Here is a 24,113-nt window from a genome sequence, read left to right as displayed (position 1 = left end):
CTCCTCATGCATAAGAGCAAACCTTTTCGAATGGGAAGCGAGGCAGCTTGTGAAACAGTCCCGTTTCATCTGCGTAGCCCAGATTGCACAAAAAGTTCGACTTGAGCGTTGTTCCTGCAAAGAACTCCTCGTCGACGATCTTGTTCGAAAAGCCTGACATCGCACCGACATCCAACCCTACCGCTCGGGCGGCGATCATGAAGTAAGCGCCCTGAAGCGTTCCATTGCGAAACGCTGTATCGGCTACATATTCGGGATTGTTCTCAAACAATGGCCGTCGGTCTTCGTGCGGGAAAAGAAAAGGCAATTCCTTCCAGAAGTCCATGTCATAGGCAATGATCGCCGTGACCGGCGAATCCATCATTTTTGGAACGTTCTTTGGCTTCAACGACTTGGCAAGCCGCTCTTTTCCTTCGGCACTTTTCACGAAAACGAAGCGGGCGGGCAGCGTATTCATGCTGGTCGCGCCGTTGATCGTGATGTCATAAATCTCTTCGAGCAGATCGTCAGAAACTGGCTGGTCGGTCCAAGCATAGTGAGACCTGGACTCGCGAAGGATCAAGGCAATTGCATCGTCGGACAAACGCGGAATGCGCTCGCGCAGATCACGATGATCTTGCTGCGCCTTGGCGCGAAGTGCTTCCAGCTCTGCCCCGGTTGGTGCGGTCATGCTGCGGCCACCTTGGACTTGGCGTCTTTTTCGTCAATGACTGGGCTGGCGCAAATTCCAATGCCTTCAATCTCGACCTCTACGGTTTCGCCGGGCTTCAACCAACGGGGATTGGGCTTTTTGGCGTGTCCCACACCAGGCGGCGTGCCCAGCGCAATCAGATCCCCCGGCTCCAAAGTGGTATATTCCGAAATCGTCGCAATTACCTGCCGGACCCCCCAGATCATGTTGGCCGTATTCGAGCTTTGTAGGATTTCATCGCCCACACGGCTTTCGATCTTCAGACCTGATGCCCCTTCCGGCAACTCATCCGGCGTCACGGTGAAAGGACCGATCGCGCCCGTGTCATCAAAGTTTTTGCCGGGCGTCCACTGAACGGTTTTGCGCTGATAGTCCCGCAGCGAACCATCGTTGAATACAGTGTAGCCAAAGACATAATCCAGCGCGTCCTGCTCCGAGATATGGCGGCCGCGTTTTCCAACGATCAGCATTAGTTCGGCTTCGTAGTCGAGTTTTTCCGAACACGCAGGCCGCACCATAGGCTGGCCTGCCGCCATGATCGAATTCTTACCGCGCATGAACAGCGTTGGATATTCGGGGATGTCGTAGCCGCCCTCTTTGATGTGATCCGTATAGTTCAAACCCATACAAATGATCGTGCCGGGTGACGCCACGGGCAACGCCGGTGTGACTGAGGATAACGGCACACTATCTGCCGAGGTGATTTCTTCAGCCAGCGAGTCGGCCAGGCCAGGCTTGCTGATCAAACCCATCAAGTCGGAACCGACGGCAGGGTCCAAAGCCGTTAGATTCACTGCGTTTTCACCGTTCACGGCAAAAACCGCTGTGCCTTCCGAAGTCTCTCCCACCAGGTATTTCATTGTCACCTTCCATGTTAGCTTGCTTGATTTTTGCCGACTATTTTGCCATATGTCAAATAATATCGATATTTTTGGGGGCCGCGAATGGTTGCTTGGGCAGACTACAAATCAGAAGCAAAAAGCCGCGGTGCGCTTGCTTTGGAGCTTTACGTCGCATTGAGCTCGCCAGCTAAAGCGCCCGAAGACGTAAAGGCTTCACTGCCGGATCACCTGGCGTATCAGGCGAAGCTTGAACATTCGGGGCAGCTGGCTTTTGCAGGTCCCATGTCGGATGAAACCGGCGAGCATATGCAGGGCATTGGCCTCATCATCTATAGGGCCGACAGTCTCGAAGCCGCCCGAAAGCTTGCAGAAAATGACCCGATGCACAAAAGCGGGGCACGCAGCTTTGTACTTCGGCGATGGCTGATAAACGAGGGCTCGCTGAACATCTCAATCGGACTATCGACTGGAACGAGCACGCTCAGCTAAGAGCTCCCAATAGACTGCGCCACGAAGAAGGGAATGCCAGACATGGATGCCATGCTTGATACCGAGGGCAAAGAGACATCCGCCACTCATGGTGCGTATCGAAAACTGCGCGAAATGATCCTGACTGGCGAGCTGCCGCCCGGTCAAAAGCTCAAGATCGAACAGCTCCGCGGGATGCTGGACACCGGCGCAAGCCCGGTTCGCGAAGCACTAAGCCTTTTGACATCGGATATGTTGGTGGAACGAATTGACCAGCGCGGCTTCAGGGCGGCACCAGTTAGCAAATGCAACTTCGAGGAAATCCTTATGTTGCGATGCAATCTTGAAGAAACCGCGTTGCGTACGTCCATCGCCAATGCAAACTCAGCCTGGGAAGACAGGCTTGTTTTGCGGCACCACCATATGAAGAAGGCGAGCCAAAAAGGGGCACACGACTTTGAAGACGCACACAAGGCGTTTCACATGGCCTTGTTGGACAATGCGAGGCTTCCATTACTCTTGCGGTATTGCTCGCAGCTTTACGATCTGAACATCCGCTATCGTTATCTGGCGGCTGGCGGGTCGAGTTACAAAAAGCGCGATATCAACGCAGAGCATCAGGAAATTTTGGACGCAGCACTGGATCGAGATGCAGAAAGCGCAACCCGGCATTTGATCGATCATTACCGTCGAACAGGTGACTATCTGAGCAGTCAGATGGAGTCGTGAAATGCAGCGGAACTGGTTTCTGGGCGATCTGCTTGATCAGCTGTTCGACCGCCCCGGCAAAAAGCGGGGCATAGATGACAAGCGATCCGTATCGGAGCTATGTGAAGCACTTTTATCTGCGGAAGGTGAAGTATCAGGTTTCGCGCTCGCATCAACGATACTGGATCGATACCAGACCTTGGACGACCCGGAAAAACTGGACTTCTTCGCCTATTTGAATGACCAGCTTGAGTTAGACGCGGATCAACTGTGTGAGACGGCGCGTCATTATGCCGAGTATAGAAGTGTAGATCTGTATAAAAAGCTTAGCGAGGCGGCCGAACCCAAACGGCAAGAATTGCTGCGCCGTCTGAATCAACCTTCCGGCGCGACGCAAGAGCTTGTGGCAATGCGCGTTGACCTGTTGCGTTTTCTCAAATCCAACCCCGAACTCAAGCGCACAGATGTAGATTTTGTGCATTTACTGCGAAGCTGGTTCAACCGGGGTTTTCTAGTCCTCAAACAAATCAGTTGGGATACACCAGCCCGCGTTCTGGACAAGATCGTCGCGTATGAGGCCGTCCATCAGATTCATGATCTGGACGACCTGCGGCGCCGGCTATTCCCGCCCGACCGACGCTGTTTTGCGTTTTTTCATCCCTCAATGCCGGATGAGCCGCTGATTTTTGTCGAAGTGGCTTTGACGACTGAGATTCCGAACGCGATTGATGTGCTTTTGTCCGAAGTTCGAGAACCGATCGAACCAGAACAGGCAACAATCGCCGCATTCTACTCAATTTCAAACTGCCAGAGGGGTTTAACGGGTATCAGCTTTGGAAACCTGCTGATCAAACAGGTTGTGACCGAACTCTCGCGAGAGCTTCCGGGCCTCGACACATTTGTGACCTTGTCTCCGATACCTGGTATGAACCGATGGTTAGCTGGCGAAACAGGGCATCTCGAGCATGGCCATGCTGCCGAAGCCGTACTTGCGGGAACAGCCCCTCCGCAGGACGTGCGGGCGATGGCCGCCCGATACCTGTTACTCGCCAAGCGCGAAGATGGGATGCCGCTGGATCCTGTGGCCCGCTTTCACCTGGGCAATGGCGCCGAGCTTCACGAACTGCATGCCGGGGCCGATCCGTCGCAGAACGGACGATCCCAATCCGGCGGCGCAATGGTCAATTACCTTTACGACTTGAAAAAGACTGAACGTAACCACGAAGAATTTGTGGCGCACGCCACAATCGAAACCTCGCGTTCCGTGCGCGCGGCTTCAACCGCAGTACTTGCGGCCAGACCAGAGGAAAATCCAGCGTGACTAACACTCTCTACGACAGCTTGTTTGCCCACCACGCGGGAAACGAGGTTCCGTTCCTGCTACTCGATGACGGAGAGGTAGTGTCATATGACTCGTTTCTGAAACGCGCGGCACAGATCGCGCATGTTTTGCAGAACAACGGAGTTTCTCCTGGCGACCGCATCGTTGTGCAGGCCCCAAAGTTGGCCGATACGATTGCACTCTATGCTGCTTCAGTTCAGGCAGGTGCTGTCTATTTGCCGCTAAACACTGCTTACACAATGGCAGAATTGGACTACTTCGCATCTGACGCCCAGCCTGCGGTGATCGTCTGCGACGACAACGACGCAGCCGAGATCAAAACACTGGCGGATCGGTATGGCGCAAGGCTGCTTACCCTTGGTGGTGAAATATCAAGCTTAAGCCGCCAGGCTGACGCGCAGCCCCGCGAGTTTGAAACCGTTGATCGCGCCCCGGACGACCTTGCGGCTTTGCTTTATACGTCGGGAACCACGGGTCGCTCTAAGGGCGCAATGTTGAGCCACCAGAACCTTTTGTCCAATGCGCAAGCTCTCGCGGATTTGTGGGGTATCACAAACAACGATCGCTTGGTTCACGCGCTGCCGATCTTTCACACGCACGGGCTTTTCGTGGCGATGAACACGTCATTAGTCGCCGGGTCCGAGGTTCGGCTGATGGAAAAATTCGACATTGGAATGATCTTGGAGGAATTACCGCATTCAACCCTTCTAATGGGTGTCCCCACTTTCTACACTCGATTGCTGGCGGATGACGGTTTCACCAAAGAGATAGCGGGGAACATGCGGTTGTTCGTGTCGGGCTCTGCCCCATTGCTGACCGAAACCCATCAGGCGTTCGAAGCGCGCACAGGCCACCGCATCCTAGAGCGCTACGGTATGACCGAGACAAACATGAACACCTCGAACCCTTATATCGGCGAACGTCGCGCAGGAACTGTTGGAATGGCATTGCCCGGCATCGAGGTGATCGTCACTGATCCTGAATCCGGTGAGCAACTGCCCAGAGGGGCGGTAGGAATGATCGAAATACGCGGCCCTAATGTTTTCCAAGGCTATTGGCAGATGCCTGAAAAAACCGCTGCAGAACTTCGCGAGAATGGGTTCTTTATCACCGGGGATCTGGGTAAATACAGCGAGGATGGCTATCTGTCGATTGTAGGTCGTTCAAAAGACCTCATCATCACAGGCGGTTACAACGTCTACCCTAAGGAAATCGAAGACGTTTTAAACGACATCGATGGCGTACTGGAGTCGGCAGTTTTTGGCGTCCCTGACAACGACTTCGGGGAAAAGATCATCGCCGCTCTGGTTGCTGAGCCAGGCTTAGAGCTCGACACGGATCAGATTGCATCAACCGTCAGGGAAAGGCTGTCGCGCTTCAAACATCCGCGTCGCTACGAACTCGTCCAAGAGTTGCCACGAAACACAATGGGCAAAGTCCAAAAGAACGTTCTGCGCGATCAGCACACAAAAAAGGAATCCGCATCGGCAATATCTTAGCCGACCTGCCTAGAACTTCGAACAAACCATAACCCTTTGAACTGATAGTATCCCATGGATTGAACCACCACCTCATCAGGAGATTGACCATGACTCGCATGACAGCAAAAGACTTCGATCAGGAACTGCTGGATCTGTACGACTATTATGCGCACGGAAAGATCACCAAACGCCAATTTCTGGACCGCGCCGGAAAATTCGCGGTTGGCGGCTTAACGGCTGCCGCGTTATTGAACATGCTCAGCCCGAACTATGCGCTGGCACAGCAGGTGTCGTTCAACGATCCCGATATCCACGCAGACTACATAACCTACCCCTCTCCGAACGGAACGGGTGATGTCCGAGGCTACCTTGTTCGTCCCGCTGGTGTGGAAGAACCCCTGCCCGGGGTGCTCGTGATACACGAAAACCGCGGTCTGAATCCCTACATCGAAGATGTGGCGCGACGCTTGGCGAAAGCAGGCTTTATGGCACTGGCTCCTGACGGCCTAACGTCGGTTGGCGGATACCCCGGCAACGACGCAGATGGGCGCGAGTTGCAGAAGACCGTCGACCGGGTTGAGCTGATGAATGATTTCTTCAATGGCTTCGAATACCTGTTGAACCGGGAAGACTGTACTGGGAAAGTTGGCGCTGTAGGTTTCTGCTATGGCGGTGGTGTGGTCAGCGCAATTGCCGTGGCCTACCCCGAATTGGCCGCCGGCGTGCCATTCTATGGCCGGCAGCCGGCCGCTGAGGATGTGGCTAAAATTCAGGCACCGTTGCTGATTCAGATGGGCGAGCTTGATGAACGCATCAACGCAGGTTGGCCGGAATTCGAAGCTGCGCTGCAATCCAATAATAAGGTTTACGAGGCCTACATCTACGAAAATGCCAACCACGGCTTTCATAACGACAGCACGCCTCGTTATGACGAGGAAATGGCAAACTTGGCCTGGGACCGCACCATTGATTGGTTTAACACCTACCTAAAGTCCTGAACTGAGTTCGCGGAATGGCGAAGCGACGGCAAAAACCTGTCGTCGCTTCGGTGTTCAAAAAGCTTCGAGAGAGTGTCATCAAACAAACCCAAAGCATTCTCGGCCAGCCCCAAATAGCTGCCTTTTTGCTGCACCAAGCTCGCGCCACTCGCCGAGTGGTAGCGTTGCATGTCAGCTTCAAGGTGTCTCGATTGGTAAGAGATCGCTCCTGGTTGAAGTGATTTTAGAGGGAGGAGTGAACGTCCGCGAGTTTTTGCAATTTTGCATCCGACTTACTGGCTGCATAGTATGTCGCGAACGGTTGTTTTGGTCCGGGACCCGGTCATTCCGGATCGCAATCTCGCTGCGTTCTGCCTGAACGTCCGCATTTTCCTCTGTTATGCAGCGGGTGATTTTCGGCGGTGCGGCGGGTAATCTTGCTACGCGCGCTCGCAGCGTAAATTATTCACTTCTACGGAGGGCTCGATGCGGTCATTCGCTCTACCGCGAAGATTATCCGATTTGCGGACCTTTTCCGTCACTGGCCCGCGTGCACTGCTGAGCCGCTTGTGACCCATCCGTCGGATACGCACAGTATGCGGTTCACAATTGAATAAAATTATTCGCCAACTTTGGGATAAATGAACCCGTTCACCGGGTAGAAGCTGCCATACCGGCCCGGATGGCTTTCAACGCGGACCAATGTCCAATCATTGTTTTTGGATACATCCTTGACGCCCATTTTCAATGATACCTTGTTGCGGTGCCAGTTGGCGTGGTTCACGATGACTTCTCTGTCAGTGACGACATCGGATACGACAGCCACGTGACCAAGCGGCATCCCTCGGGTTGCTCGAAATGACATGACCGCACCAACAACCGGTTCATTGCCTCGCTCAAAAGTATTGCGCGCCTTCCCCCACCAGTCCTTGGCGTTTCCGCGAATTTCGATACCGCTGAGGTTACGTGCGTAGGGTACGCACCACACCCTTTGCCCTCGAGCTTGTTTTTGAGAGACCTGGCGCAATGCCATAGCCTGACGTTCTGGATCGAGATCCGCGTCGTTTGAGCCCTGAGCGCAGGCCGAAACAAGAGCAAAAAGCCCCATCGCAAACGCAGCGCGAGCAGCACCGGGCAAGCGCGGCCGTTTCGTATTCGTTTTGCTGTCGCTGTTTTTCAAGAAATTACATTGACGGTTTGTGGAGTTGACTAGTTTTATGGTGATCTTGTGGCTTATGAAAAGAGCCCGGCCTGTTTCCCGGCAGAAATCTGCCAGTTGATATTCATCCTCGATGGGCCGAGCGCGAGACTTTGTAAAGTCAGCTTTCTGCGCACAGCCGCCGTCGGTCGATCGCGCAGCATTCGGTAGTTTGGGCTCAGAGCGGTCATTTGTTGCATTCGCCATGAGCAACCGCTGTGCGGACTCTTCGGTCATTCGCATGCAACACCAGTGTCTATCTTGACCCTTGGCAAATGGCTCAGGCCAGATTGTTCTTGTGCGCTTTGCCGTTCTTCATAATCACATCGAAATTGTCCGCAGAGCCCATGACCGTAAGGTCGGCAATCGGGTCTCCGTCCACGAGCAGAATATCGGCGTAGGCTCCGGGTTGGATGACACCGACTGGACCAGCCTGGTAGGGATTACGCGGGCCGGTCAAGTCCCAAAGCTGACCATTTAGACCAGTTGCCTGCCGCAAAATCTCGGCGTTGCTGAACCATGGCGTCCTGAGCTGCAATTCCTCCAACTGCGTTGCTTTCGTTTGCCTCGATCCGACGAAGTCTGTTCCGAGTGCAATTTTAGCTCCGGACTCTCGCGCTAATCGAAGCATGGCGTCGAGACCATCAAACGCCATCTTTTGGCGCTCTGCCTGGGCGGGTGTGAACCCTGCCGGAATTTCTGCTGCAAAAAAGCCAACCTGGGTTGAAAGCCAGACCCCTTTTTCCACGGCCAACTCCATCGACTCAGGCGTCATGAGGTTGCAATGTTCAATACATTGGTAACCTGCCTCAATGGCGGCCCGAACCGATGTGTCCATGTATGCGTGCGAGGTCGCGTAAGTGTTCCAACGTTTGGCCTCCTCTACTGCTGCTTCGAGTTCTGCCGGCGAATACTCGTTGATATCCAATGGGTCGTAGAGGCCAGTCACGGCGCCGCCTGAAAAGACTTTGATGAAGTGCGCGCCCTGCCGGAACTGCTCGCGTGCAGCCGCCAGAACTTCAGGAACCCCGTCTGCGAAAAGTGTGATCCCAAGTCGCTCCGCTTCTGTGAACGGCGGCCCGCCGAAGGCTCTCGGACGCACGGATCGCGGCCGAAGGTCGCCATGACCGGCGGTCATTGAAATCGCAGCGTTCGAGGCCTGAATACGTGGGCCGGGGTGAAGCCCTTCATCTATGGCGCGCGCCATACCGAGAATGCCGCCACCGGTATCGCGGACACTGGTAAAGCCACGCATCAGGGTGGCTTCACTTTCGCTCAATGCCAATGCAGCAATGTAATCTGGACGTGCCGTCAGGAAGCCAGCAGGGTCCTGGTTCCACTGCAGGTGCACATGCATGTCGAGGAGCCCCGGCATCAAGGTCCGTCCATCTCCATCGATGCGCGGCACCTCTGGCGCGGCATCAATAGCGGGCGAGACATCCTTGATCATTTCCCCTTCGACAAGAACGCTCGTGAGTTCGGTCAACTCATCGGACATCCCGTCATAAACACGCACGTTCGTGAAGAGCGTTGCATCTGGAGCTTGAGCTCGGGCTCGCGCCGGCACCAGCGCCAGCGCAGCGGTCGATGCAAGGCTGGACAAAAATACGCGTTTGGAGATCATAACTGAACCCTCAAGATGGCGAAGAAGTTATTGAAGGCTAACTCAGGCTCACCTGTAAAACCATCTGGTAAACCTAATGAAGAGGGTGACGTAAGGTATCGAGCTATTTGGGCGTTAAACTGAAGGTAATCCTACGTAGCAAGAACGCCCGCTTTGGGCTCGTAGCGGTCTTCCGGCAAGACTCAGTGTATGACTTCTCCGCGGACAGAAGCTGCAATCCCAATCATATCGGTAAAGCTTGCTTCCAGACAGAAACGGAAATTCGCATAAGCATCTGGAAAAAAACACGGAACTGACAGGGTCGCAATCCAATTCATTGTTTCAACGTTGATCCTGAAGACGCCGGATGTAGTCGCTGACGATCTCTTCCCAGAGCATCGGCCACCACAATACCCAATGACCTTTGTTGTAGCCAGGAACGGCCACGATATGAGTCTCACTATTGGCACCCATCGCTTCCATTGCGGTGAGGTTGGATAGGGAATGCTCGATGCTGTAGAACATGTCATCTTCCCCATAGATGGAAAGCACCGGCCCATCGAATGTTCCAATACGTCGAAAGAGCGTCGGATTGATTTGGGGATCACCGGAGCCCTCTGCCATCCATCCCCCAACGAAGTTGATCACACCAGCGGTGTTTCCCGGATCGTCGCCGGCCTGCATAAGGGCAACAATGCCCCCGCGCGAGAAACCAATCAGTAGAACCGATCCATCACTCACATCCGGTCGTTCCTGCAACGCATGCAGCGCTGCTTTTGCATCCATCAGCGCACGTTCCGCCCCTGCCAAAGATAGCCGGGCCTCCGTCGAATAGCCCTCGGTCCGATCTTCAGCAAAGCCTTCGTCATACAATCCGTCGGACCCGCCCCGACCGCGGCGCTGCGGGAACGCGGCGATCCAACCGTGTGAGTTCAGAACGTCCGCAAGCCAGTCGTTGGAAAAGAATCGATCAAAGGCCTGCGGATCGGTTCCAGAGCCGGTTGAGCCGTGATGAACAAGAGCCAACGGGAAAGGCCCATCACCGGGAGGTCTATAGATAGCCACAGCAAGCTCGACTGTTGCGCCGTCCTCTCGGAGTTCCGTCGCAAGGAAGTCTCGCGTTCCAACCTCAAACCACTGGCGGTTCGCCGTCGCGAGGACCTCTGAGAGGGTTTGTCGCTCGAGAATTGCAACGCGATCCTCGGATGGATAGATGCCCCGCAGTCGCCCGGTACCCGAAATTGAATAGCGCGCCGCGAAGTCATTGTCGGTGAACACCAAAGTGTTCCCATCTAAACGCGCCTTGCTTCGAAACCAGTTTCCGCGGCCATGCTGGCCACGTCCGACCGAGTAAACAACATTGAACAACCCATCCTCATCTCGGCTTTCGACGACGAGGATATGACTTCTCCAAGAGTCCCATCTCCCCGTCCAAATTCCAAGAAAAGGAGAATCTAGCGTTACATCAATTGCAATTTCGGCAGGAAGCGGGGCGTCCCCGATGAGAACGGAGTCTTGCGCAAAAGACTGAGTGGCCAAGACAACGAGTGTTGCGATGGCAAGAGAAAAGCGCATGACGAATGCCCCGATTCTGTACGTGATACGAGTCCATCCTTTTTTAGCACAGTACACGGTGCGTTTAGTGCAACTCATCTCTCTGGACTGCCAAGCCTGATACTCACCATCTTGTGAAGCATGGTTGGCATGGCCTTTGGTTCCCACTTGCACGCGTGCAAGTGGTCCTTTGCACACGCGAATTCTCAATGAAGCAAGTCCTGGCGTCGCAACGCGGCGGGAAACTGGCCTTTCGATTGTCGTGCAGCCATTTTTAAGAGGTGAGGTTACAAGTTTTGGACTGAGCTTCCGTGACCGAAAATTTGGCTAGTCGCCCAAACCTGAAACAAGGGACTTTAGTCGGAGGATTGCCCCCTTGCTAATGCGAGCCCGATCAACTGTAAGAGAAAAGCCTTCATCTTCCTCGTGAATAATGCGGCTATCGCGGTCGGCACTTTCATAAATCGCGGTCGCAGCATACGTCCGAATGGGATTTTGAAACCCCTTCACTCGAACAGGCTCTCGTTCCTCAACCTCAAGCCAGTCTTTTACCAAAGAATAGGTTTCGGCAGCGAGTAAGAGACCTCCGGGATCACACTCGGCCTCAAGTCTCGCAGCAAGGTTCACTTCGCGTCCAATAGCCGTGTAGTCCATCCGGTCTTCCGAGCCGAAGTTTCCAATCGTGCAGTAGCCAGTGTTTATGCCCATGCGAGCGCGAAATGGTCTATCGATCAATCCTTTGCGCTGCCATTCCGTTTGCAAGTGACTTAGGTTGCGTTGCATATCTATTGCCATTCGCACACATGCAGCGGCATCTTCTTCTACCCCGAGGCTTTCGGGTTCGCCAAAGTACAGCATCATGGCGTCACCAATAAACTTGTCGAAGTATGCGCCGTGCTTCAGGGCGATTTTGGACATTGCTGAAAGATACTCATTCAACAAAGTGGTCAGCTCCTCGGCTTCGAGTTGATCTGTGATTTCGGAGAAGTCGACGATGTCAGAGAAGAAGATCGTGAGCTTTCGGCGGCGGCTTTCGATGGCCGCTTGTTGGTCACCGGCAATGATTGACTCGTAGAGTTGGGGTGGCATGTATTTGGCAAGCTGTTTGGACAGGTTTGTCAAAGTTTCATTCGCTTCACGCATCTGGCTCAGCAAGTGTAAGTTGTCCAAGGCGATGTTCGCTTGTGCCGCAAATGTTGTGAGAATATCGAACTGCTCTTTTTGAAGTTTTCCGGTTGAATGCCTCAACACGGCGAGAGCTCCAACGGTTTGTCCTCCTTGTGAAATCGGCACCATGGTGACTGCCTGAAACCCTGAGGCGAGGAAGTTTCCAGCCCCAATGCGAAACCTGTCTTTCGATGCGGCGACGTCCGGCAAATCAATCGCCTCGCCGTTCAAAATGACATGTCCATGGATTGTCTCTGGATGAAGTGGCGCCGGAAATCGTCGCCGCCAAGCCTCGACGCCAGCCGGTTCGGGACCAGAAATTGCTCCCAATATCAGTTTGTCGCCGTCCTGTAATCCAATGCTGATTGTCGACTTTGGGAAAAGCGTTTGACCCGCTTCAACAATCGAGTTGAAGACAGGCTGAGGGTCTTTGATAGAGCTGTTGACGACCTCCAGGATTTTGGCAGTCGCCCTTTGCCGATCCAGCGCCTCCCGCAACCGGAGTTCCAAGGCCGCCAAGTCCTCAGCCTTCTGTTCGTTCGGATCAAGGACGCGTTCTGGCAGCGATTCCCCCCTACCCTTCGACATCCTGATCCTCCCGTTCGCGATTAGCCGTCGACCAAGTCATAGTGCTTGATGGATCGAGACTCGACGAGGTCTGCTTCTATTGGATCGATGTGCGGACTTTGATAGTCCTCACCCACAAACGACTTCAGTGCCTCCAGGCTCTCCCAAACCATAACGAAACTGAACTCTCGTGGCGCATCCTCTCTCGGCGCACCCGGAAAAAGGTGCACGATTCCAGGGGTGCTTTTCATCAACGGGATCGCAGTGTCGCGAAAAAAGCGGCCAAACTCCTCTTCTTTTCCCGGCCGCGTTGTCACCTGAAAAATGCGCATGATCATACATCCGTCCTCCAAAAGATGCGGTTTCTGAATGTATGTGTGCCTCACACGATCCAGCTTAGCATACTCGATGGCGAGTGTCAGATTATGGCTCCGAGCCGTCTCTCGGTGAGTTCAGTTCAGCAAACGCCTTGCAGACGAAGCTGCCTAATATTCAGCTTGTTGGTATGTCTGATAACGGCCCAAGGCGGACATTGGGGGAATTTTGGCTCGGTGCGGTCAACAGCTGTTTTTGGCGTAAGTGGCTGATACGGGGTAAAGCTCACACAGTCTTCTTCGTGTTGAATGGTCGCTACAGAGAACTGAAGAAGTGCGCCAAATCACTTGTCAACTGTTGTGTTGTGCCCGCAGTCATCCTATGTGCACTTCATCTGAAATGGAGATTTTATGTCCCGGTAAGGAAGGGAGGCAGCGCGCCTCCCGGAGCATATTCAAGATCTGAAGCACCGCCGTCGCTTTGTTGCGGACGGAGTTCTTCGATGTGCGCACTCTTTCCTACCATCAGCGCCCAAATCTGACTTGGGCCGGAGACATGAAAGTGAACACCCTATGACCAGGGATTACTCCGATTTCCTTCCGCTTCGCGCACGCGACGCCGGATCGCACGCCAATCTCAGCCCCCTTCAGGCATTGGGATGGCAAACGTATTTCGCCCAACAGATCAGCGTAGAGGACTTGTCGGCGACACCTCCCGTTCGCGTTGTCGAAGTGCATCGCAATGGGCTGCATGTCGTCGGTGACGGCATAGATACGGTACTTCCGCCGGGAGCCGACGCAACTGTCGGAGACTGGCTGATGCTGGACTCCACACGTCCGCGCTCCAGTCGGGTTCTTGAGCGCACAAGCCTCATAAAGCGGCGTGCGCCCGGAACCGACCGGCAGGAACAACTGATCGCGGCGAACATTGATACGGCCTTTATCGTCACGTCTTGCAATCAGGACTTCAAGGTGGCCCGGCTGGAACGCTATGCAGCTCTGGCTTTGGAGGCACGGATGACACCCGTCATCGTCGTCACAAAGACCGACCTCGTGACAGACCCGCAGAACTATATCGACGCTGCTCGCGCGGTATCGGACATGATCGACGTGGTCGCCTTTGACGCCCGCGGCGACGCGCCCCGGACAAAACTGCTTCCCTGGTGCAAACCCGGCAAGACGGTGGCGTTTCTCGGCTCATCTGGTGTTGGTAAATCAACGTTGGCCAATGCGCTGCTCGAGAGTCAGTCCATTGAAACCCAAACCATTCGTGAGGACGACGCAAAGGGGCGGCATACGACAACGCGGCGCGAGCTTCATGCTATGCCCAATGGCTGTCTGGTCTTGGACAGTCCGGGCATGCGGGAACTGCAGCTCACCGATGCAGCGGAAGGTATCAATGATCTTTTCGCCGACATTCAGGAGTTGGCCGCGCAGTGTCGATTCAAGAACTGTCAGCACGATTCTGAGCCGGAATGCGCTGTTCTGAAGGCTATCGATGAGGGTGTTCTTGATAGCGATCGGCTTCGCAGATGGCGCAAGCTCATGGCCGAAGATGCGTTTAACTCGGCGAGTCTTGCGGAACGCAGGTCGCGCGACAAGGCGTTCGGGAAGATGGTCCGCGGAGTCAAAAAACTCAAAGATGTCAGGAAGTAAGGCGATGACACAGTCGAAGGCCGGTCAAATCGTATGGCATGACCTTTTCACACCGGACAGGGCGCGTTCAATGGCATTCTACCAGCACGTCGCCGGCTGGTCTTATGAAGTCGAGCGGGCATCGGATTTTGCATGGGGTGGCGGCGAGCAGGATTTCGTCCTCGCCCTTTCCGGTGACGAAGCGGGCGCGGGTTTGATCGAGACGCCGCCCGAGCAAGCGAAGGGCTGGGTCGCCTACATCGAGGTCCCCGACGTGGACCTGGCGGCCAAGCGCGTCGACACGCTCGGAGGCAAAATTGTTCGGGAGCCATTCGAGGTGCCGGGCATCGGGCGCAACGCACTCGTTCGCGATCCGCTCGGCGCTTTGGTGGGGATTTCGCTGTCTCGGCACAGTTTCCCCGTGCCGAGACGGCAGTTTGGCCCTGAAGTGTATATCAGCAACGATGATGGCTTTCCGCAGGCGTTCTACATCGAACTCTTCGGATGGCAGGTGTCTCCCGATCGGGACCAGGATTGCGCCACTCTCCTCGGGCCTCGGGGCCGTCTTGTTGCAATCCAGCATGCCGCGACTTGGGCAACCGCCTCAAACGCATCTTGGGTCCCGAGCCTAAAAGTTGCTTCAGTCCCTGACGCCTTCCGTGCCGCTGAAACCAAGGGGGCGCATCCGGCCTCCTTGAACTTAAGCGAATCCGTTCAAGCTCAAATCCCCATCCTGTGTGATCCGGACGGAGTGCCGTTTGCGTTCGGCGGCAAGCAGGCAAACCCTTTCTAGCCACCTGCAGATTCTATTCAGGAACTGCAGAGCGGATATTTTCCGCTCTGCAAGGTCCGGAACTCAGCGCTTATGCGCGCTAGTGGACAGTGTATTGGTTGGAATCCAGCCGCAGACTTGTTTCTGAGGTCAGTTCTCCGATGCTTTGGTCCGGCATAGGGGGTGTGTGCCGTAGCCGCTCGGTTTGAAACCAATGACCGACACCTAGTCCCCTACAAGTCTCGCGTACTGCCGTGTCGAGATGTTTGGTGAGGCGCGGAAAGCTGTCTTTCAAGGGATATCCTGAATTCTGAAGTCGCAAACCGCATTACTGCCGTCGGCTGCGACTTCGACACAGATGAGTCACTTAGGCCTGAGAATGGGGTTTGTTTTGGGTCACTCGGCGGCCACCATCACGCTTTTTGCGACGCAGACCTCATTGACCGAGATTGCATTTCATTCAGCTTCGTCCGGGTCCGAAGTTGGGTCGATAACGAGTACCAGACGCTTTGCGATGGGGCCAACTCAAGTCGGTGTTTGAGTTCAAACTACCGTTGATTGCTTGCGCGAGCACCTCTCAAACAACTACTTCTGGAATAACCGATGCAAAACCAAACCGTTAGGGTTATGCCAATTGCTTCAGCCGTGGCATCAAGTCCAAGAGTTCCCGTGTATACGGATGCTCTGGTGCTTCGAACAACGAGTCCGTCTCCTGAACCTCAAGCAGCTTCCCATGTCGCATCACGCCCACCCGGTCACACATCTGACGTACGACCGGGAGATCATGGCTGATAAAGAGCATAGTCAGGCCCAGATGTTCTTGCAGGTCTTTGAGAATGTTCAGGATTTGCGCCTGAATGGATACGTCCAGGGCGCTGGTCGGCTCATCGCAGATCAGAAAACGGGGCTGAGTTGCGAGGGCGCGAGCAATACAAATGCGCTGACGCTGCCCACCAGAAAACTCGTGTGGATACTTACGCCACGCGTCCTTGGCCAGGCCAACCCAGTCAAGCAATTCGCGCACGCGCGGTTCAATAGCGGGCTTGGGCAGGATTTTGTGATGATGAATGGGCTCAGCCACGAGGTCCCCGACCCTCATGCGGGGGTTAAGGCTGGAGAACGGGTCTTGAAAGATCATCTGGATCTGGCGGCGGTAGGCTTGCAGGGCCTCTGCCTCCATCACTGTGACGTCTTCGCCATCAAAGATCACCCGCCCACCGTCCACGGGATAGAGTGTTCCAATCATCCGGGCGACTGTGGACTTGCCAGAGCCACTTTCGCCGACAAGGCCGAAAACCTCTCCGTCGCGAATGTCGAAACTCACTTGATCGACGGCAGTGAAGTACTTGCGTTGCGATGGCAGCAGCCCGCCTTTTTGCAGGAACGTCTTAGTTATGTTTTCGATTTCCAGCAGTTTGCCGGATTTCGACAGATCGGTCTTGTCCCAATGGGCCGCCAGATCTTCGATCTTGAAGGTTCTTTCCCGCTCGCCATAATTGACCACTGGGAAACGCTCGACTTTGGTATGCGGCCGCGGCACGGCGGCAATCAGAGATTTGGTATACTCATGTTTCGGTGCGCCGAGGATCTGATCAGTCGTACCGCTTTCAACCACATGACCGGAATACATCACGGTCACCGAGTCGGTGGTGTCGGCGATAACGCCCATATCGTGGGTGACGAGGATCACGCCCACCTGACGCTCTTTCGCCAGTTCCTTGATCAGATCCAGCACCTGCGCTTGGACAGACACATCCAAGGCCGTTGTGGGTTCGTCCGCGATCAGAACGCTGGGCTCGGTACAGAGTGCAAGCGCGATTACCACCCGCTGACGCATCCCGCCGGAAAACTGGTGTGGATACTGGTTGAAACGGTCCGCCGGGTCTGGGATGGACACTCGATCCAGCAGCGCAATGGCGCGCTTTTTGGCCTCGGAAGCCGAAAGGCCGAGGTGCAGCTGGATCGTCTCGACCAATTGCTCACCCACGGTGAACAACGGGTTCAGCGAGGTTAACGGGTCCTGAAAGATCATGCCGATCTCTTTGCCTCGGATTCGGCGTTTGTCCTCGGCGTCCAGTTCGTCAATCCGGCGACCGTTCAGCCAGACCTCACCTTCGGAGACGTGGGCCGGGGGATCCAGCAGGCCGATCACGGCATTGCCGGTCATGGACTTGCCAGCACCGCTTTCGCCGACGACGCCTCGGATTTCGCCAGGATGCAGATCGTAGGTCACATGCTCGACCGGCTTAAAGATGCCGTGGCGAGTGGGGATTTCCACTGTCAGGTTGCGGATCGAAAGAACTGGATCGGTCATTTCAGCCTCGGGTTCAGAACGTCACGCAGCCAGTCGCCCAGCAGGTTTACACTCAGCGCCAATGCCAGCAGGGTGCATGCCGGGAAGAACAGAATCCACCACTCACCCGAGAACAGGAAGCCCTGCCCGATGCGGATCAGCGTCCCCAGCGAGGGCTGTGTCGGTGGCGCGCCAACGCCAAGGAAACTAAGCGTCGCCTCGGCAATGATAGCCAGCGCCAATGAGATAGTCGCGATCACCAGCACCGGTGACAGCACATTGGGCAGGATATGGCGCAGCATGATGGTCAGCGGGCTTTGCCCGATGATGCGAGCGGCGGCGACGTAATCCTTGTTCTTCTCAACCAGCGTTGCGCCCCGAACTACCCGAGCAAACTGCACCCAATCGGACAGTCCAATGGCCAGAATCAACACCCAAATCGCCATCTGGTCGCGATACTCCACCGGGGTAATGCCTTTGGCGATCCCAAAGATCAGCATGGCCAGAAGGATCGATGGGAAAGTCAGCTGCACATCCGCCGTGCGCATGATGATGGTTTCGGTCCACCCGCCGAAATACCCCGATAGCAGGCCCAGTATGATCCCAAGAACCATCGCGAACAGAACGGCCGCCACCCCAACGAATAGCGAGATCCGCATTCCGTAGAGGATGGTCGAGAACACATCGCGCCCCTGATCGTCTGTGCCCATTACGAAGGTTTCGCCTGTAAAGGCATTGGGTTCCATCGGCGGGGTGAAGCCATTCATAAGGTTCAGGCTGGCCGGGTCAAACGGGTTTGTCGGCGCAATCAGTGGTGCGAGGATCGTGGCTAGGATCAGGATCAATGCCACCGTCGCCGACACCATGGCGACAGGCGAGCGGCGGAAGGCGTAGAACTGGTCGCTATCCAGAATGCGTTTCACACGGCTCATGCGCTGACCCTCAGGCGCGGGTCGATAAAGGCGTAAAGGATATCGACCGCAAGGTTGATGGTGACAAAGATGACCGAGATCATCATCAAGTATGCTGCCATGACAGGGATATCCACGAATTGGATTGCATTGATGAACAGAAGGCCCAGGCCCGGCCACTGAAACACTGTCTCGGTGATGATGGCAAAGGCGATGATGGCGCCCAGTTGCAGGCCGATAATGGTAATGACCGGGACCATAGTATTCTTCAGCGCATGGCGGAAATTGATGGTCCGGTCACTCAGCCCACGGGCGCGGGCAAAGCGGATATAGTCTTGCCGGAGTACTTCCAGCATCTCGGAGCGCACCAGCCGCATGATGAGGGTCATCTGGTATAAACCCAATGTAATCGCGGGCAGGATCAGCGCCTTGAGGCCACTGCTTGTCAGCAAGCCGGTGCTCCACCAACCCAGGTCTACGACTTCTCCGCGTCCAAAGCTGGGCAGCCAGCCAAGTTCGACCGAGAAGATGTAAATCAACAGGATCCCGATCAGGAACGTCGGCAGGGACACCCCGATCAGAGAGGCTGACATGATGAAATTCGCTGCAAACCCGTCTCGCCGGATTGCGGTGAACACACCCAGCGCGATGCCCAAGACTATGGCAAACACGGCTGAGACCAGCGCCAGTTCCAACGTTGCCGGAGCGCGTTCGGCCAGGATTTCCGCGACCGGACGCCCTTGACGGAAGCTGACGCCGAAATTGCCCTGTACCGCTTCCTGCAGAAACTTCACATATTGCACCGGAAACGGCTGATCGAGCCCCAACTGCGCCCGCAGACGTTCCACATCTTCCATGGTCCGCTCTTGTCCCAGCATATTGTCGATCGGATCGCCGACAAAGCGGAACATGGAAAAGGCGACCAGGCCCACTACGAACAGAACCAGCGCCGACTGAGCCACACGCCTGATAATGTATGACAGCATTTAGTTGACCGTTACCCAGCGCAGAAGGAAGAAGTTGTCGGGCCGTTGTGTCAGCTCGATATTGCTGCGCGCGCCCCAGACCAACGGTTGAACGTATAGCGGTACATAGGCCACCTCGTCGTGCAGGATACCTGCCACCTCGTCCAGCATTGCCTGACGTGTGGGTTCGTCAATCTCGGACTGGATCAGCGGCAGCAATTCATCCACGCGAGCGTTCGAATAGCCGCCAAAATTCCACGAACCCAACTTCTTTTCCTCATTTGGGGTCGAAGCGAGGAAACGCACGGGATGCTCGGCATCGAACGTGCCGGGTGACCAACCCAACAGATACATGTCAAAATTGTCTGCCCGCAGTTCGGGCCAGTAGTTCTGAACCGGCATCGCATCGAGCGTCACGTTCAGCCCGGCCTGAGACAGCATGGCGGTGATCGCCTGGCAAACGGCTTCGTCGTTCAGGTAGCGATTGTTGGGGCACTTAAAGCTGATCTCGGCCCCCTCAGCGCCAGCCTCAGCCAGCAAAGCTTTGGCACCCTCGGGATCGTAGACATAGGGATCCGCGTTCGCAGCCGAATAGCCGCGCATCGCAGGACTGACCAACTGGCTCGCCACCTCAGCATTGCCACGCATGATGGTTTGCAGGATAGCGGGAACGTTTACTGCCTTTGCCACCGCCTCGCGGACGCGCACATCTCGGAACAGGTCCGAGCCAACCTGCCCGGCTTCGCTCGCGCCTTCCTGCTGATCAAAGCCCAACATGATCACGCGCGCTTCGACGCCCTGAATGACCTTCACATCCGGATTGCCTTGCAACCGAGCCACATCCTGAATTGGGACCGGGTTGATGAAGTCCACATCTCCAGACAACAAAGCCGCCAGAGCGGTCGCCGGGTTTTGGATTGGCACCAGTTCAGCGCGGGTCAGGTTGTGTTCTGCTGTGTCCCACCAGCCGTCAAACGGTTCCAGAACAGTGCGCAGGCCCGGCTCTCGCGCGGTAACTCGGAAAGCACCGGTGCCATTGGCGTTCAGGGTCGCATAGTTGCCCGTTTCTTTGTCAGGCAGTGCTGCGTCGTTTGCCTCGGCCCAACCGCTATCCATGATCATCCAGTTGGCAATGCTGTCCGGGAAAATCGGGTTCGGCGCGGTGGTCATGACATCGACGGTGTAGTCGTCAACCTTCACTATCTCGCTGACGGGCGCGAACCAGCTGCGTGTGTCCGAATTTTCGTCAGACGCCCGCTGGTACGAGAAGATCACGTCATCCGCATTGAATTCAGAACCATCATGAAACGTTACGCCCTCGCGCAGTTTGAACCGCCATCCAGCTCCGTCCCCGATGGTCTCCCAACTCGTGGCCAGCGCCGGTTCAATGGTCATGTCCTTGCCCCGGCGCACAAGCCCTTCGTAGACATTGTTCAAGAAACCTAGAACCGGGGCAGAGTTGACAGCATGAGGATCCATTGTTTGCGGGTCCGTTGTAACGGCAAACGTGAACTCTTCGCCTGCGACGGGCAAGGCAAGCGCGCAGAATAGCGCGGCAGTGGTCAGACGTTTCATGATAGCTCCCACTCTTTGGTGGCGGGCCCCGCATCCCGAGGCCCGGCCACGTTTCTTAGTTCAGGCCAAAATGTTTGACCATAGGCTGATCTTCAGGATCAACGTTGATGTCCAGGTTTTCAGCCATACCCCAGTTCAACACTTGATGGTGGATCGGAATATACAGCTGTTCATCCTGCACCACGCGCCAGATCTCGGCGATCGCTTGATCTCGCGCGACGAGATCCGTGTTCGAGGCCAGCGACTTGATCTTGGCATCCAACTCATCATTGTCATACCCGGTGCCGTTCCACGTCCCAATGTCGCTTTCACGGCCATGGACTAGGAAGTTGAAGATGTATTCCGAGTCATACGTCGGAACGCCCCAGCCCAGCATGTAGAAATCGGTCTTTCCGTCCGTGATCAGCGGGAAATGCTGTGCTTTCGGTTTGGCATCCAGATTCACAGTGATGCCAATCTGACCCAGCATCCCTACAGCGGCCTGACAGATCCCTTCGTCATTGATGTAACGGTCGTTGGGACAATCCAGCCGGATCGAGAAACCGTCCGGATAACCCGCTTCGGCCAAAAGCGCCTTTGCGCCTTCAACGTCCGTTCCGCTTTCACTGTCCATCTCGGCAGTCCAGCCGTTCACGAACGGCGGGGCGATCATCCCGGCAGGTTGCGACTGACCGCGCATGACCACCTGTTGGATGGCATCTCGATTGATCGCTTTGGACATGGCCCGACGAACGCGGACGTCGGCAAGGGGGTTCTTGCCATCGACGTTATCCGCCTCGATGTCGTCCGCGCCTTGGTTCATGCCAAAGAAAATCACCCGGTTTTGCGGCGCTTGTTTTACGACCAAACCGTCCACAGCATTCACCCGGTCCAGGTCCTGCACCGGCATATCCTGAAGGAAGTTCACCTCGCCAGACAACATCGCCGCAACGCGGGTCGCATCATTCTGGATCGGTGTATAGATGATTTCGCTGATCGCCATCGGGAACTGATCGCGCCCCCAATAATCCTCGTTCCGCTCCATCACCGTTTTGACGTCCGGTTCGCGGCTGACCAGTTTGTAGGGGCCGGTTCCATTCACATTGACGGTCGCAAAGGTGATCTCACCGCCTTCAAAATCCTGAACGTTGACCGCGTTATTCGCCTCGGTCCAGCCTTTGTCCATGATGAACAGGTCGGTGAGGTTCGCAGGCAGAATGGGGTTCGGACCGTCCGTCTCGATCTCGATCGTGTGGTCGTCGACAGCGCGTACCTCGACAATCGAATTGATCAGTTCTTTCATGTCCGAGTTAGGCTGCTTCGCACGGTTGATGCTGAACACCACGTCTTCTGCGGTGAAATCGGCGCCGTCATGGAATTTCACGCCCTGACGCAGGTTGAACACCCAGACATTCGGATCGCTCTCGCTGGGGGCCCAATCAGTCGCAAGCGCAGGCTCAAATGCACCGCTCGTATCGCGAATGATCAGAGGTTCATACATCTGGTGGCGCACGGTATGCGTTGGCCCTTCGTTCTGCGAATGCGGGTCAAGCGTCAGCGCATCCCCCGAGCGCGCCCAACGCAGAGTTTCGGCACTGGCCAAAGACGTCGTCGTCATCAACAGCGTCAGTACGAGTATTGGATTTTTCATTATTTTCTCCCATGTTGCAGTCGTTTAACCGCATTGAATTCACGATACTGTGTCGCAAATTTCTGTTAACGTTATGGTTGCGGATAGCATACCAACTGCGAATGCATGTCAATCGTTCAACTCGGTGCTGATTTGCTAAACATAAGCGACCCGGGATTTTAGAAGGACAGCCACTCTCCCAAAAAACACCGCATCAAGTGTCTATTACTCAGAAGAGACGAACACAAACCGCAATAATCAAGCAGAGGTGGTCCTACCTTTTGACCAGTTTGCAGCCTAGATTAAGGTGTATCTTGGTTTCGTTTCAGGCTGCCGTTTTCTTGGATTCAGGTTTGGTCACATAAGCCTCGTTCGGGGTCAAGATGCCGTGGGTCGAGTGGGGCCGATCAGCGTTGCAATAGTCGATCCAGCGCCCGTTTCCCTCCCGTGCCTCTGAGCCGGTCTCAAACGCGTTCAGGAAAACGCATTCGTATTTCAGCGACCGCCACAGCCGTTCGATCATCCGGTTGTCGACCCAGCTCCGGCGCAGAGCTTCCCTGTTACCGTGAAAAAGTTTCCCGGTTCCACAGTTTAGGGAGTTTTGGGGCGTAAATTATTGATATCATAACGTTACCACAAAGGCGCAATCAGGAATTTCCGCCAAAGATGCCGAAATTCACTGTAAACTCCCAGCAATCAGGGAAAACCCGCGCAAAGCAACCCCGCGAAAATACGGAACCGAGACTGGCGTCAGAACCGTGCCCTAGTTGTACTTTTTGGAATCTTCTCTGATCGAGGCAGGGCGGCCCACCACACAGAAATATCGACAGGATTTCGTGGCGAAAAAATCAGTGCCGAAAGGTAGGAGTGAGTGGCGGTGCTGTCAGACGAATTCGAACCAGTCTCAGTTTACCGCGAAAACCGCGAACCTATCCGGAAGGTGCTGTCAGACGAATTCGAACCAGTCTCAGTTTGCCGCGGAAACCGCGAACCTATCCGGAACAAAGCTGACGCCACTCGCTAAGAGCGGCGGCGCGGGTCTGCTTGAAGGTGTCTCGACTGGCTAGCGATCTTTCCTGGTTGAAGTGATTGTAGACGGAGGAATGGACGGAGGCGAATTTCTGTAGACTTCGCATGCGCCTGAAACGCTGCATCGCGCGTTCGCGTCGTCGAAACGGCAGGTGTGAATTCTCGGCGCGGTTGTTGAGCCACCTGCCCGTCTGTTGTTTTTCGAACGCGCCTATTTCTCTGAGCGCAGCCTTGTAGGAAGCGAAGCGATCTGTGACGACCTCCTTGGCGCAACCGTGCCGTTTCATCAATTTCCTGAGGAATTTTAGGGCTGCAGCCTTGTTTCGGCGCTTGGTGACAACTGCTTCCAGCACTTCACCTTCGTGATCTACTGCACGCCACAGATAATGTCGCTTGCCATTCACCTTTACGA

20 protein-coding genes and 1 pseudogene are annotated in these 24,113 nt (G+C 55.2%); 7 read left to right on the top strand and 14 right to left on the bottom strand.

The features are described 5' to 3' along the window. Positions 1-4: 4 nt before the first annotated feature. Positions 5-670 (bottom strand): malonic semialdehyde reductase, encoded by a 666-nt coding sequence (locus ACR0NY_RS00105; RefSeq protein WP_170339332.1) that lies wholly within the window; start codon positions 668-670, stop codon positions 5-7. Further along, a complete protein-coding gene (locus ACR0NY_RS00100; protein ID WP_170339334.1) occupies positions 667-1,551 on the bottom strand; it encodes a fumarylacetoacetate hydrolase family protein in 885 nt (294 codons plus the stop codon). Before ACR0NY_RS00100 ends, ACR0NY_RS00105 begins: the two co-directional genes overlap by 4 nt. A gap of 84 nt (positions 1,552-1,635) precedes the next feature. Between ACR0NY_RS00100 and ACR0NY_RS00095 the strand changes: the two genes are divergently transcribed. From ACR0NY_RS00095 to yghX, 5 genes are all read left to right on the top strand, one after another. Next, the gene (locus ACR0NY_RS00095; RefSeq protein WP_170368222.1) at positions 1,636-2,022 is read left to right on the top strand and encodes a YciI family protein; all 387 of its coding nucleotides are present in this window, start codon (positions 1,636-1,638) and stop codon (positions 2,020-2,022) included. Positions 2,023-2,055: 33 nt separating this feature from the next. Further along, entirely contained in the window at positions 2,056-2,730 is a 675-nt protein-coding gene (locus tag ACR0NY_RS00090; RefSeq protein WP_480771279.1) for a GntR family transcriptional regulator, read from the top strand. Between the two features lies 1 nt (position 2,731). Then, the gene (locus ACR0NY_RS00085) at positions 2,732-4,030 is read left to right on the top strand and encodes a malonyl-CoA decarboxylase (protein ID WP_170368221.1); all 1,299 of its coding nucleotides are present in this window, start codon (positions 2,732-2,734) and stop codon (positions 4,028-4,030) included. Beyond that, entirely contained in the window at positions 4,027-5,550 is a 1,524-nt protein-coding gene (locus ACR0NY_RS00080) for a malonate--CoA ligase (protein ID WP_170368220.1), read from the top strand. The genes ACR0NY_RS00085 and ACR0NY_RS00080 overlap by 4 nt, the downstream gene beginning before the upstream one ends. A gap of 89 nt (positions 5,551-5,639) precedes the next feature. Then, positions 5,640-6,530 (top strand): YghX family hydrolase, encoded by an 891-nt coding sequence (gene yghX, locus ACR0NY_RS00075; RefSeq protein ID WP_093961643.1) that lies wholly within the window; start codon positions 5,640-5,642, stop codon positions 6,528-6,530. Between the two features lie 598 nt (positions 6,531-7,128). Here yghX and ACR0NY_RS00070 read toward each other — a convergent pair. The 5 genes from ACR0NY_RS00070 to ACR0NY_RS00050 form a co-directional block, all read right to left on the bottom strand. Continuing rightward, positions 7,129-7,944, bottom strand: coding sequence for a CHAP domain-containing protein (locus ACR0NY_RS00070; protein WP_367646338.1), 816 nt, complete (start codon positions 7,942-7,944; stop codon positions 7,129-7,131). A 43-nt stretch (positions 7,945-7,987) separates the two neighbouring features. Further along, on the bottom strand, positions 7,988-9,331 hold the full coding sequence (locus ACR0NY_RS00065) for a metal-dependent hydrolase family protein (protein WP_170368219.1): 1,344 nt from the start codon (positions 9,329-9,331) through the stop codon (positions 7,988-7,990). Positions 9,332-9,652: 321 nt separating this feature from the next. After that, positions 9,653-10,885, bottom strand: coding sequence for an alpha/beta hydrolase family protein (locus ACR0NY_RS00060; RefSeq protein WP_170368218.1), 1,233 nt, complete (start codon positions 10,883-10,885; stop codon positions 9,653-9,655). A gap of 306 nt (positions 10,886-11,191) precedes the next feature. Beyond that, positions 11,192-12,619 (bottom strand): adenylate/guanylate cyclase domain-containing protein, encoded by a 1,428-nt coding sequence (locus tag ACR0NY_RS00055; protein WP_170368217.1) that lies wholly within the window; start codon positions 12,617-12,619, stop codon positions 11,192-11,194. A 20-nt stretch (positions 12,620-12,639) separates the two neighbouring features. Beyond that, entirely contained in the window at positions 12,640-12,936 is a 297-nt protein-coding gene (locus tag ACR0NY_RS00050; protein WP_093964997.1) for a putative quinol monooxygenase, read from the bottom strand. A gap of 549 nt (positions 12,937-13,485) precedes the next feature. Here ACR0NY_RS00050 and rsgA point away from each other — a divergent pair. Together rsgA and ACR0NY_RS00040 are read left to right on the top strand one after the other, a co-directional pair. Beyond that, positions 13,486-14,568 (top strand): ribosome small subunit-dependent GTPase A, encoded by a 1,083-nt coding sequence (gene rsgA, locus ACR0NY_RS00045; protein WP_170368216.1) that lies wholly within the window; start codon positions 13,486-13,488, stop codon positions 14,566-14,568. A gap of 4 nt (positions 14,569-14,572) precedes the next feature. Continuing rightward, complete coding sequence (locus ACR0NY_RS00040; RefSeq protein ID WP_254432853.1) at positions 14,573-15,340, top strand: VOC family protein; 768 nt, start codon at positions 14,573-14,575, stop codon at positions 15,338-15,340. Positions 15,341-15,944: 604 nt separating this feature from the next. Here ACR0NY_RS00040 and ACR0NY_RS00035 read toward each other — a convergent pair. The 7 genes and pseudogenes from ACR0NY_RS00035 to ACR0NY_RS00005 all read right to left on the bottom strand — a co-directional run. After that, positions 15,945-17,633: an ABC transporter ATP-binding protein gene (locus ACR0NY_RS00035; RefSeq protein ID WP_170339355.1), complete on the bottom strand. Its 1,689-nt coding sequence runs from the start codon at positions 17,631-17,633 to the stop codon at positions 15,945-15,947. Then, a complete protein-coding gene (locus tag ACR0NY_RS00030) occupies positions 17,630-18,544 on the bottom strand; it encodes an ABC transporter permease (RefSeq protein ID WP_170339357.1) in 915 nt (304 codons plus the stop codon). Before ACR0NY_RS00030 ends, ACR0NY_RS00035 begins: the two co-directional genes overlap by 4 nt. Then, a complete protein-coding gene (locus tag ACR0NY_RS00025; RefSeq protein ID WP_093964992.1) occupies positions 18,541-19,509 on the bottom strand; it encodes an ABC transporter permease in 969 nt (322 codons plus the stop codon). The genes ACR0NY_RS00030 and ACR0NY_RS00025 overlap by 4 nt, the downstream gene beginning before the upstream one ends. After that, positions 19,510-21,063, bottom strand: a complete 1,554-nt coding sequence (locus ACR0NY_RS00020) for an ABC transporter substrate-binding protein (protein ID WP_170368214.1) — start codon at positions 21,061-21,063, stop codon at positions 19,510-19,512. A gap of 55 nt (positions 21,064-21,118) precedes the next feature. Then, positions 21,119-22,693, bottom strand: coding sequence for an ABC transporter substrate-binding protein (locus ACR0NY_RS00015; protein ID WP_093964990.1), 1,575 nt, complete (start codon positions 22,691-22,693; stop codon positions 21,119-21,121). Between the two features lie 304 nt (positions 22,694-22,997). Further along, positions 22,998-23,219 (bottom strand): annotated as a pseudogene (locus tag ACR0NY_RS00010) (integrase core domain-containing protein); the annotation flags it as partial. A gap of 445 nt (positions 23,220-23,664) precedes the next feature. Continuing rightward, positions 23,665-24,113: IS6 family transposase (locus ACR0NY_RS00005; RefSeq protein WP_480771278.1), on the bottom strand; the 449-nt coding region annotated here is incomplete at its 5' end.

The organism is Ruegeria sp. BJ5 (assembly GCF_056537865.1).
Note: the sequence above shows the minus strand (reverse complement) of the source record. Positions and strands in the feature narration are given on the sequence as shown.

Bases quoted from the DNA above. Each gene is read 5' to 3' on its own strand.
- ACR0NY_RS00105 (WP_170339332.1), bottom strand. From the start codon at position 670: ATGACCGCACCAACCGGGGCAGAGCTGGAAGCACTTCGCGCCAAGGCG.
- ACR0NY_RS00100 (WP_170339334.1), bottom strand. From the start codon at position 1,551: ATGAAATACCTGGTGGGAGAGACTTCGGAAGGCACAGCGGTTTTTGCC.
- ACR0NY_RS00095 (WP_170368222.1), top strand. From the start codon at position 1,636: ATGGTTGCTTGGGCAGACTACAAATCAGAAGCAAAAAGCCGCGGTGCG.
- ACR0NY_RS00090 (WP_480771279.1), top strand. From the start codon at position 2,056: ATGCCAGACATGGATGCCATGCTTGATACCGAGGGCAAAGAGACATCC.
- ACR0NY_RS00085 (WP_170368221.1), top strand. From the start codon at position 2,732: ATGCAGCGGAACTGGTTTCTGGGCGATCTGCTTGATCAGCTGTTCGAC.
- yghX (WP_093961643.1), top strand. From the start codon at position 5,640: ATGACTCGCATGACAGCAAAAGACTTCGATCAGGAACTGCTGGATCTG.
- ACR0NY_RS00070 (WP_367646338.1), bottom strand. From the start codon at position 7,944: ATGACCGAAGAGTCCGCACAGCGGTTGCTCATGGCGAATGCAACAAAT.
- ACR0NY_RS00065 (WP_170368219.1), bottom strand. From the start codon at position 9,331: ATGATCTCCAAACGCGTATTTTTGTCCAGCCTTGCATCGACCGCTGCG.
- ACR0NY_RS00060 (WP_170368218.1), bottom strand. From the start codon at position 10,885: ATGCGCTTTTCTCTTGCCATCGCAACACTCGTTGTCTTGGCCACTCAG.
- ACR0NY_RS00055 (WP_170368217.1), bottom strand. From the start codon at position 12,619: ATGTCGAAGGGTAGGGGGGAATCGCTGCCAGAACGCGTCCTTGATCCG.
- ACR0NY_RS00050 (WP_093964997.1), bottom strand. From the start codon at position 12,936: ATGATCATGCGCATTTTTCAGGTGACAACGCGGCCGGGAAAAGAAGAG.
- rsgA (WP_170368216.1), top strand. From the start codon at position 13,486: ATGACCAGGGATTACTCCGATTTCCTTCCGCTTCGCGCACGCGACGCC.
- ACR0NY_RS00040 (WP_254432853.1), top strand. From the start codon at position 14,573: ATGACACAGTCGAAGGCCGGTCAAATCGTATGGCATGACCTTTTCACA.
- ACR0NY_RS00035 (WP_170339355.1), bottom strand. From the start codon at position 17,633: ATGACCGATCCAGTTCTTTCGATCCGCAACCTGACAGTGGAAATCCCC.
- ACR0NY_RS00030 (WP_170339357.1), bottom strand. From the start codon at position 18,544: ATGAGCCGTGTGAAACGCATTCTGGATAGCGACCAGTTCTACGCCTTC.
- ACR0NY_RS00025 (WP_093964992.1), bottom strand. From the start codon at position 19,509: ATGCTGTCATACATTATCAGGCGTGTGGCTCAGTCGGCGCTGGTTCTG.
- ACR0NY_RS00020 (WP_170368214.1), bottom strand. From the start codon at position 21,063: ATGAAACGTCTGACCACTGCCGCGCTATTCTGCGCGCTTGCCTTGCCC.
- ACR0NY_RS00015 (WP_093964990.1), bottom strand. From the start codon at position 22,693: ATGAAAAATCCAATACTCGTACTGACGCTGTTGATGACGACGACGTCT.